Below are 9,582 nucleotides of genomic sequence, written 5' to 3' on the forward strand. Positions count from 1 at the left end.
TCGCCCCCGTGTGCCCTGGTGTGGGAGGGGGAGGGTGCGGGAGGGTGGGTGGGTGACGAGTGGATCTGGTGAGCGGGCGCGGTCGTTCGGGGTGGCGGCCGGGCGGTACGGGGACTACCGGCCCTCGTATCCCGACGCGCTGCCGGATGCCTTGGAGGAGCTCTCCGGGGTGGCGCTGGCCGGGGCCCGGGTTGCCGATGTGGGGGCGGGGACCGGGATCGCCACCGGGTTGCTGCACGCCCGCGGGGCACGGGTCGTCGGGGTCGAGCCGGGGGCCGCGATGGCCGCGGAGTTCCGGCGGCGTCACCCGCGCGTTCCGCTCGTACGGGGTGAGGGGGATCGGCTCCCCTTTGCTCCGGGCTCCCTTGACCTGCTTACGTACGCGCAGTCCTGGCACTGGACCGATCCGGCCCGGTCCGGGCCGGAAGCCCTGCGCGTGCTGCGCCCCGGCGGGGCGCTGGCCGTCTGGTCGAACGACCCCGACGTCGGCGTCGAGTGGATCGCCGGACAGCAGGCGCGGATCGAGGAGGGATTCGGTCCCGGTTGGTACGTCAACGAACATCCCCGGTCGCAGAACGGTTTGGAGTTCACCACCCGGCTGTTGCGCTGGTCCCGCCGGATCACGATCGACGCCCATCTCGCCAAGTTGGCGACGCACTCCCTCTTCCTGATCGGACGCCCCGGGACCGATGAGTTCCTGGACGGGGAGAGGGAGCGGCTGCGAGCGCTGTTCCCCGAGGGGACCGTCCACGAGCACTACCTCGTCGACCTGCGGGTCGCGCGGGTGGCGGCTCAGCCGAAACGGCCCTGGACGTAGTCCGACGTGCGGGGATCCGCCGGGGTGGAGAACATCGCCTCCGTCGGGCCGTGTTCGACGATGTGGCCCGGGGTGCCCTGTTCCGCGAGGAAGAAGGCGCACTGGTCCGAGACACGGGCCGCCTGCTGCATGTTGTGCGTGACAATCACGATGGTGACCTCCTCGGCCAGCTCCCGGATCGTCTCCTCGATGCGGCGCGTGGAGGTGGGGTCCAGCGCCGAGCAGGGCTCGTCCATCAGCAGGATCTGCGGGCGCACCGCCAGGGAGCGGGCGATGCACAGACGCTGCTGCTGACCGCCCGAGAGGGCTCCGCTCCGCCCGGCTGGCGGAGGCGGTCGCGGACCTCCTTCCACAGCCCGGCCTTGGTCAGGTATTCCTCCACCAGGTCGTCCTTCATCCTGCCGCTCGCACGGATTCCCGTCAGCTTCAGGCCCGCCGTGACGTTGTCGTACACCGACATCGCCGGGAACGGGTTCGGCTTCTGGAAGACCATGCCGATCCGGCGGCGGGCATCGGTGAGGCGGCGGCCGCGGGCGTAGATGTCCTCGCCGTCCAGCAGCACCTCCCCGGCCAGTTCGGCGCCCGGGATCAGCTCGTGCATCCGGTTCAGGATGCGCAGGAACGTGGACTTGCCGCAGCCCGAGGGGCCGATCAGCGCCGTCACCCGACCGCCGGGCATCGCCAGCGAGACCCGGCCCAGAACCTTGCGGCCGCCGAACCAGGCCGAGATGTCCCGGGCGTCGAGGGAGGAGGATCCCGCGGTCGCGGACACGGCGGGGAGTTCGATGGTCTGGGACATCAGGGCCTCGTTCACAGGAGGTTGGGCAGGAGGAGAGCGGCCTGGTCGGCGGCGGCGAGACCGAGGGCGGCCAGTACGGGGACCCGACCAGCCAGGTGTGACCGCGGCCCCAGCGGACCCGGGCCCAGGCCAGTGCGGCGGCGGCGGCGGCGAGCAGCAGCGCCTGCCCCCACAGCACCAGCGGCAGCCAGGCCGAGGCCTGACCCGCCATCGGCGCCTCGGCGGCGGCGAGCCGCCCCGGCATGCGCCCGCCGGACTGCTGCGGGGGCGAGACGAGTTCGGCGTCGACCTGGAGGACACCGCCGGGCATGTACGGGGTCCCGCTCGCGGTCATCAAGGTCAGCCGGCCCGCACCCGCGGCCGGCTTGGCGGGCTTCGGGTCGCCGGCGCGGCGGACGCCCAGCACCCGGTACTCGTGCTCCCCCTGGCCGGTCGTGACGGTGAGGGTCTCGCCCCGCTCCAGGGCTGCGGCGGCGGCGGGGACGGGCGCGGGGTCGGGGTCGGGCTGCACGTCCGCCGGCGGGGCGGAGGTGACGGTCATATTCTGTGCTCCGCCGGTCAGTTGCCCGGGAAGGTCAGCAGGCCGCGACGGCGGGCCCACCACACCGCGAGGCCGCCGGCGGCGACCAGGCCGGCGCCGAGCAAGCCGACGGTGGCGGCGTCGGCGCCGGTGTTGGCGAGGCCGCCCTTGCCGCCGGAGCCGGAGGCGGCGCCGCCCCGAGACGTTGGTGGAGACGCCGACGCTGTCACCGCCCGTGCCCGAAGTGCCGCCCGTCGGGCTGCCGCTGGGCGAGGGGGACGCGGAGGTCGAGCCCGACGGGCTCGGTGAGGTCGAGTCCGAGGGGGTCGGGCTGGGCGTCGCGCTCGGGGTGGGGGTCGGGGTCGGGGCCGGGGTCGGGGCCGGGGGCGGGTTCGGGGTGGGCGTGGGCGTCGGGGTGGGAGTCGGCGTGGGCGTCGGGGTCGGCGTGGGCGTCGGGGTCGGCGTGGGGTTCGGCTTCGTCGGGTCCGTCGCCCGGTACGCGGTGTTCGAGGTGAACCAGAGCGAGCCGGTGAAGTCCCCGTACGTCTCGGTGCCGAAGGCCTTGCGGCACACCACGGTCAGGTCTAGCGCCCCTCCAGCGTGCTGAAGCCCGCCTCGTTCGCATAGTCGCGCATGGTCATCGTCAGCGGAACCACGATCCCGCCCGACGGGGCCTGCCCGTTCGTGGAGATGGGCGAGTTGCCGACCACGTTCTTGCCATCGGCCGGGAACCCCTTGCCGGTCACCTTCACCAGGATGTTGGTGGAGGGCGCCTGGCAGGCCGCCGAGGCGGTCAGGTCGATGCTGGTGGTGTCCGTGCCGGTGGCCGGGTCGACCTGCGCCGTCCCCGTCGGGGCGGCCTGGGCCGCCGTGGGCAGGGCCGCCACCGCGAGGGCGGCGACGGCCGCGGACGCGGCGGCGAGGCCTGCCGCGTCGGCCACGACGGTGGTGCTCCGGGCGCTGCGGGTGATCACAGGAGGCCGCCTCCGCGGACGGCGAGCCCCGGTGCGTCCCCAGCGCCGGACAGGCACAGGCCGCGCAGCCGCCGCGTGTAGGTGACGCGCGAGGCGACCTGCGCCTCGGCGGTGGCCGACAGGAACAGCTGGAGGCTGTGGCGGCACTCGCGCTGGTGGCGGAAGGTGCGGACGGCGACGGCGACGCAGTGCTCGTCGAGGGCGAGCTGCCAGGTCCAGGCGCCGGTTCCGGAGGACATCACGACGAGCGGGGAAGCCTGCTCGATGTGCCCCTGGAGCTGTTCGACGGCGGCGCAGCAGGCCGTGAGGCTGCCGTGCACGTGCGGACTGCGGCCGAGTTCGTGGTTGTTGGCGCCGACGAGCCTCCAGGTCACGGCATCGGGAGAACCATCGGAAGCGGCGCTGCCGCGGGAACCGCCGCCGGTGCTGTCGCCGGAGCCTCTCCCCTGCACCGGTACAGGTGCCCGACGTCGCGCGACGTCCACCCATGACACGAACAGAAAACGTGGTCGAGACACCGGACCGCCCCCCCTTCCCCACAGGCCGTACGTGGCCGGAAAGCGGCCACCCACCCATGGCCGCGGCCATGACAATCCATGGGACGTAGGGCTCTGGGGCACACGGATCGGTGAAGCAGAAACGGAGAACGTGTGAACGCGAGAAGGGGGCGCGCGAGGGAGCGCGAAACCCGGCCGGTCCCGCCCGAGGGGGGTTCGGGCGGGACCGGAGATCAAGGGGCGCCTGGGTTGATCATGAGTGGGCTCAGGCGGCGGGAGCGTCCTGCGGGGAGACGCCGAAGGCCTTGACGGCCTGGTAGTAGGTCCACGCGGTGCTGTCGCAGGAGCCCTTCTTCACACCCGAGTACGCCGAGCACACGCGCTTGAGGTCGGCGTAAAGGCCGTCGTCCAGCCTCGCCTTGTTGGCCGGAAATACACCTGCGGCCTTGTAGTTGCGGTAGCCGAAGTCGTGGCGGGCGCAGGACGTCTGGAAGGGGAAACCGAAGGGGTTGTCGGGCGAGGAGGAGCAGTAGTCGGTCGACCAGTCGAACCCGTACGTGCCCCACTTGCCCTGGTCGCCGCGCGCGGCGGCCCAGGCGTTGTAGCTGGCGGCACTGGTCTGCGTCCAACTGCTCAGGACCTGCGGCTTGTCGGCCGGGACCGCCGACGCGGGGGTGGCGACGACGAGCACACCGGCCGCGGCGGCCGATGCGGCCGATGCGAGGAGAGGAGCGAGACGACGGCGCATGGCAATCCTCCAGGACGGGGTGGGGGGGCCGCCCGGAGGTACCCCCGGTACGGCGTCGGGTCCCACCCTCGGGGCACGTCCTATCGGCGCCGCTTAACGCCGCTATAACGGCGCTCGCAGGGTGCGGGTGTCGGGTTCGGCGGCGGACAAGGAAGGTGCCTTCGGGGCCAGTTGCCGGAGTGTGCAGCTCTCAGGTATCACGCGGTATCAGACTTCCGGCAGAGAAGGGGTTCGTCCTCCGGAGGGACGCGCGAGGGGGTGGGACGGCCGAGACTGGATCACATGAACCGCCGTCCCCTCGTCATCGCCGCCGCCACCGTGGGCGTCGTCGCCACCGCCGCCCTGGCGCTGCCCAACCTCCCGCCCAACCCGCTGACCGACTCCATCAACGACCGGGTCTTCGAAGAGAAGAGCAAGCACTTCGCGACCGCCGCCGACGCGCCCACCCGCGGCAACGCGGCCTTCACGCTGCCGTCCTGGGTGCCCAAGGACGCCACCGACATACGCATACGGGTGCGCACCACCGGCGAGGCGAGGCTGATCCGCTTCACGCTCGGAGCGACCCCGCTGGACGGCCCGCAGTGCACGGAGGGCACGCCGAAGGACCTGGGCGGGCGGCGGCTGAACGCCAAGTGGTGGCCGAACGGCATTCGGGCCGAGGAGCGGCCCGAATGCCGGGACGTCCACCAGTACCAGGTGGCGGTGCGCGGCAAGCGCGTCTACGCCTGGACCGACGGCACCCCGTCGCCGGGTTCTCAGCCGCAGGACAACCCCCCGGCCACGGCCCACGCCCGCGGCTAGGAGGTGTGCGGCGGCTCATGGCCGGGCACCCGCCGGCCCCAGATCGGCGCTCGTCTACGCTCGTCCGGTGAGTACGTACGTGAACCGACTCGGCGAGGACGTCCCGCGGATCGGCGCGTCCCCGGCGGGGACGGCCGTGGCGGTGTGGTCCCTGGACACCACGCTCGGCGTGGTCGGCGGCCACCGGATCGAAGACGCGCTGCCGATCCTGGACGCAGGCGAGCGGGAGCGGGCCGGGCGGCTGCTGCGGGCCGGGGACCGGCACCGGTACCTCGCCTCCCACGTGGGGCTGCGGGTGCTGCTCGGCGGCTACCTCGGGCTGGCCCCGCAGGACGTCGTCCTGGTCCGGGAGGACTGCCCGTGCTGCGACGGCCCGCACGGACGGCCGGCGGTGGCGGGAGGCGCGGTGCAGTTCTCGCTCTCGCACAGCGACGACCTGGCGTACCTCGCGTTCGCGGCGGTGCCGGTCGGCGTGGACGTGGAGGCGGTCCCGAGCGCGGCGGCGGTGCAGGACGTGCTGACCGCCCTGCATCCGGCGGAGACGGCGGAGCTCTCCGCGCTGCCCGCGGAGCAACGGCCGGGGGCGCTGGCCCGCCTGTGGTCGCGCAAGGAGGCCTACTTCAAGGGCACGGGCACCGGCCTGGCCCTGGGCCTGGCCGAGCCCTACGTCGGCTCGGGCCCCACACCTTCCCAGGTCCCCGGCTGGCACCTCACGGACCTCCCGGCCCCCCCGGCGTACGCGGCGGCCCTGGCTCTGCGCACCTGACGCAAGGCCCCCGGCGGCGCTCGCCACGCCGGGGCGAAAACAAGGTCGCCGCTCGCCGCGCGGCCCTATGGTGACCGCCATGGACATCCGCCCCGCCCGTACCGTCGCCGAACTCCAGGCCGCGGAGGGGCTCTTCGACGGCCCCGCCCGACTCGACTGGTCCGAGCGCTTCCTCTCCGCGCCGGGACACCTGATGCTCATCGCCTACGTGGACGACATCCCCGCCGGCATGGTCTCCGGAATCGAGATGAGCCACCCCGACAAGGGCACGGAGATGTGCCTGTACGAGCTCTCCGTCGACGAGGGCTACCGGCGGCGCGGCATCGGCCGCGCCCTGACCGAGGCCCTCGCCGGCGAGGCCAAGGCGCGCGGCTGCTACGGCATGTGGGTGGGGGTCGACACCGACAACGAGGCCGCCCTGGCCACCTACGCCTCCGCCGGCTCCCGCGACGAGGGCGTCTTCGCCATGCGCGGCTGGCCCCTCTCCGGCTGACGCCTGTCTTCCGGATCACGCAGGATCACGCAGGATCACGCAGGGGCCCCGTTCGGCGGCGTGTCGTGGGGCCAGTCGGCGCACCCTCCGCGCGGGCGGGGCGCGGCTCGCCGAGCATCGGGCGCATGACCGCATTCACCGCGCTGCTCCCGGCCGCCGCCGCCCTGCTGGCGGCGGCCACCGCCCTGCCGCCGCACGCCGCACCCGCACCCGCACCCGCCGCCGACACCGCGACCACGACCGCGACCGCCCCGTACGTCGTCGTCCTCAAGGACACCACCTCCCGCGCCCCGACCCGGGCCCTGGCCGCCGAGGTCACGGGCTCCGGCGACCAGGTCGGGGACGTCTACGACACCGTCCTCAGCGGCTTCGCCGTCCGGACCACCGCCACCCGCGCCAAGGCCCTGGCCGCCGACCCCCGGGTGGCCTCGGTGGAGCCGGACGCCGAGTTCCGGATCAGCGACGCGCAGAGCCCGGCGCCCTGGTCCCTGGACCGGATCGACCAGCCCGCGCTTCCGCTCGACGGCTCGTACACGTACGCCACCACCGCGCAGGGCGTCACCGCGTACGTCGTGGACACCGGGATCTACAAGAGCCACCAGGAGTTCGGGGGCCGGGCCCGGACCGGCTACAACGGGGTGTTCCTGGAGACCTCCAGCGACTGCAACGGCCACGGCACGCACGTCGCCGGGACCCTGGGCGGGGCGACGTACGGGGTGGCGAAGGGGGTCTCCCTCGTCGGCGTCAAGGTCGCCAACTGCAAGGGGTCCGCGTCCCTGACCTCCATCCTGGGCGGCCTGGAGTGGATGGTGAAGGACGCCGCCAAGGCCCCCGGAACCCCCGCCGTCGCCAACATGAGCATGGGCGGCACCCGCAGCTACGCCCTCGACGCGGCGGTGGCGCGGGCGGTCGCCGCCGGGATCACCTTCACCGTCGCCGCCGGCAACTCCGGGGACGATGCCTGCACCGGCTCCCCCGCCGCCGCCCCCTCGGCGCTCACGATCGGCGCGGCCGACGCCGCCGACCAGTGGGCGCCGTTCTCCAGTTACGGCAGCTGCGTGGACCTCGTCGCGCCGGGCGTGTCCGTCACCTCGGCCTGGAAGGGCTCGGCCACCACCCTCGCCCGCGCCTCCGGCACCTCCATGGCGGCCCCGCACGCGGCGGGCGTCGCCGCGCTGATCCTGGCCGAGGGCATCGCGGCGGGCGGTACGGCGAAGACCCCCGCCGAGGTCTCCGCCGTGCTGCTGCGGGACGCCGTACGGGACCGGCTCACCGGGGTCCCGGCCGGCACGGCCAACCTGCTCCTGAACCACCCGCCGGCCACGGGCTAGACCGCCTCTTTCGGATCACGCCGGTCAAGCCCGCGGACCCGACCGGCGGGCTTGACCGGCGTGATCCGAAACATCCCCTGCGCCCGGGTCAACACTCAGCTCACCCTCCAGCTCAAACCCCAGCTCAAACCCCAGCTCAAACGCCAGCTCAGACCCCAGCTCGACGCCCGGGTCAGCCGCCCGCCCGCACCCCACCCATCCCACCCGCCCCGCACCCCTGACGACCCGGCCTGATGGGACATCAATTTCTGTGTGCTTCGGGCGAAAGCAAGTCATTGACTTCTCATCACCGCGACGCGTCAATGTCGGCCACCGCACCGGCTCGGCCTCCCCCACACAGCGGGTGGGGGGAGGGGTTCGTCTGACGAAGGAGTCGCGACCCAGTGAGTACAACGTTCCGACGAAGAATTCTGGCCGGGGCGGGCGCCCTGTCCCTCGCGCTGACGGGCGGCGTGGTGGGCCTGACCGGCACCGCCCAGGCGGCGACCGTGACCACCCCCGTCTTCGAGAACTGCGACGCCCCGGCACCGCAGCCTGACGGTTCGGGCAACCAGAACTACACGATCACCGTGCCCGACACGGCCAAGGCCGGAGACGTCGTACCGATCACGATCGACCCGGGTGCGAGCCCGCTGATCCCCGGCTTCTCCGTCACGACGGTGAACACCACCAAGATCACCCTCAAGGTGGGCACGACCACCCAGGTCGTCACCAGCCCGCCCGAGACCGTCAGCGTCGTCGCCGGCACCCCGCTCGACCCGAAGTCCTTCTCCGGAACCATCAAGATCCCGGACGGCACTGAGGGCACCGCGGTCGACGTCAAGCTCGACCTGGCGGTCACCGACGCTGACCTCAGCGGTTCCGTCTTCACCACGACCTGCACCCCGGCGCCCCGCCCGAGCGCCACTCTCGGCTCGGTCGCCGTCGAGGCCCTGCCCAAGGACCCGGTCACCACCAAGCTGACGCCCAACAGCGGCAAGGCCGGCACGGCCGTCGTCGTGGGCGGCGCCAACTTCCCGGCCGGCCCGGTCACCTGCTCCGCCCTCCTCGCGGGCGCGGCGACCGGTGACACCGGCACCGGCACGGCGGACGCGAGCGGCGCCGCCACCTGCAACATCACGGTCACCAAGAAGGCCGACGCCATCAAGATCGACGGCTCGGTCACCCCGTACAAGTCGTTCGTGTACCTGGAGGACCAGGCGGGCGTGAAGAACCCGGTCGACATCGAGGTCCTCCCCGGCCCGCTGGCGCTCGGCCCGAAGGACGGCCAGCCGGCCGTCGCCTTCCCCTCGGTCACCATCAACGGCAAGGCCCAGTCGGTGGTCGGCGTGTTCAACGCCGCGACCGTCCAGGACTTCCGCGGCGGCACCCTCGGCTGGGACGTGACGGCGACCCGCACGCCCTTCCTGAACCAGGCGACCGGCCACTCGATGGCGAAGGCGCAGATCGGCATCCAGCCGTCCTGCACCGTGACCAACCCGGACAGCCCGAGCACCTGCACCGCGGGCACGCCCGGCGCGATCTCCGAGACCCCGATGAAGGTGGCCTCGCAGGCGGCCGGCGGGGACGAGCTGACCGGTGGTGAGTTCGCCGTCGGCGGCGCCGGGATGATCCAGCTCCCGCCGTTCATGTTCGCCGACACCTACCAGACGGTCGTCACCTTCTCGATCGCCTGACCCGGCAGGAACAGTGCACCCAGGGTGGTGGGGGGGGCCCGGCCCCCCCCCCCCCCCCCCCCCCGCCCCCCCCCCCCCCCCCCCCCCCCCCCCCCCCCCCCCCCCCCCCCCCCCCCCCCCCCCCCCCCCCCCCCCCCCCCCCCCCCCCCCCCCCCCCCCC

The 9,582-nt window shown here is 73.5% G+C and carries 11 protein-coding genes and 1 pseudogene; 6 read left to right on the forward strand and 6 right to left on the reverse strand.

What is annotated here, in order from left to right:
- Window positions 1-52 precede the first annotated feature (52 nt).
- The gene (locus ACIQU4_RS17470; protein ID WP_403730890.1) at window positions 53-817 is read left to right on the forward strand and encodes a class I SAM-dependent methyltransferase; all 765 of its coding nucleotides are present in this window, start codon (window positions 53-55) and stop codon (window positions 815-817) included.
- Here ACIQU4_RS17470 and ACIQU4_RS17475 read toward each other — a convergent pair.
- From ACIQU4_RS17475 to ACIQU4_RS17500, 6 genes and pseudogenes are all read right to left on the reverse strand, one after another.
- Window positions 793-1,616, reverse strand: a pseudogene (locus tag ACIQU4_RS17475) (phosphate ABC transporter ATP-binding protein). The gene ACIQU4_RS17470 and the pseudogene ACIQU4_RS17475 sit on opposite strands and share 25 nt — an antisense overlap.
- A 558-nt stretch (window positions 1,617-2,174) precedes the next feature.
- Window positions 2,175-2,366 (reverse strand): LPXTG cell wall anchor domain-containing protein, encoded by a 192-nt coding sequence (locus ACIQU4_RS17480; protein ID WP_403730893.1) that lies wholly within the window; start codon window positions 2,364-2,366, stop codon window positions 2,175-2,177.
- Window positions 2,363-2,707 (reverse strand): hypothetical protein, encoded by a 345-nt coding sequence (locus ACIQU4_RS17485; protein WP_403730896.1) that lies wholly within the window; start codon window positions 2,705-2,707, stop codon window positions 2,363-2,365. Before ACIQU4_RS17485 ends, ACIQU4_RS17480 begins: the two co-directional genes overlap by 4 nt.
- A gap of 13 nt (window positions 2,708-2,720) precedes the next feature.
- On the reverse strand, window positions 2,721-3,110 hold the full coding sequence (locus ACIQU4_RS17490; protein WP_403730899.1) for a hypothetical protein: 390 nt from the start codon (window positions 3,108-3,110) through the stop codon (window positions 2,721-2,723).
- Window positions 3,107-3,484, reverse strand: a complete 378-nt coding sequence (locus tag ACIQU4_RS17495; RefSeq protein ID WP_403730901.1) for a hypothetical protein — start codon at window positions 3,482-3,484, stop codon at window positions 3,107-3,109. Before ACIQU4_RS17495 ends, ACIQU4_RS17490 begins: the two co-directional genes overlap by 4 nt.
- A 388-nt stretch (window positions 3,485-3,872) precedes the next feature.
- The gene (locus ACIQU4_RS17500) at window positions 3,873-4,355 is read right to left on the reverse strand and encodes a phospholipase (RefSeq protein ID WP_403730904.1); all 483 of its coding nucleotides are present in this window, start codon (window positions 4,353-4,355) and stop codon (window positions 3,873-3,875) included.
- Between the two features lie 282 nt (window positions 4,356-4,637).
- Here ACIQU4_RS17500 and ACIQU4_RS17505 point away from each other — a divergent pair, with 282 nt between their 5' ends.
- From ACIQU4_RS17505 to ACIQU4_RS17525, 5 genes are all read left to right on the forward strand, one after another.
- Complete coding sequence (locus ACIQU4_RS17505; RefSeq protein ID WP_403730907.1) at window positions 4,638-5,156, forward strand: hypothetical protein; 519 nt, start codon at window positions 4,638-4,640, stop codon at window positions 5,154-5,156.
- Window positions 5,157-5,223: 67 nt separating this feature from the next.
- Window positions 5,224-5,922, forward strand: a complete 699-nt coding sequence (locus ACIQU4_RS17510; RefSeq protein ID WP_403730910.1) for a 4'-phosphopantetheinyl transferase family protein — start codon at window positions 5,224-5,226, stop codon at window positions 5,920-5,922.
- A gap of 79 nt (window positions 5,923-6,001) precedes the next feature.
- On the forward strand, window positions 6,002-6,415 hold the full coding sequence (locus ACIQU4_RS17515) for a GNAT family N-acetyltransferase (RefSeq protein WP_403730913.1): 414 nt from the start codon (window positions 6,002-6,004) through the stop codon (window positions 6,413-6,415).
- Between the two features lie 125 nt (window positions 6,416-6,540).
- Entirely contained in the window at window positions 6,541-7,746 is a 1,206-nt protein-coding gene (locus ACIQU4_RS17520) for a S8 family peptidase (RefSeq protein ID WP_403730916.1), read from the forward strand.
- 383 nt (window positions 7,747-8,129) lie between these two features.
- Entirely contained in the window at window positions 8,130-9,422 is a 1,293-nt protein-coding gene (locus tag ACIQU4_RS17525) for a hypothetical protein (protein WP_403730919.1), read from the forward strand.
- Window positions 9,423-9,582: the final 160 nt, after the last annotated feature.

The sequence above is a fragment of the Streptomyces sp. NPDC090741 genome (assembly GCF_044769045.1).
GTDB lineage: Bacteria > Actinomycetota > Actinomycetes > Streptomycetales > Streptomycetaceae > Streptomyces.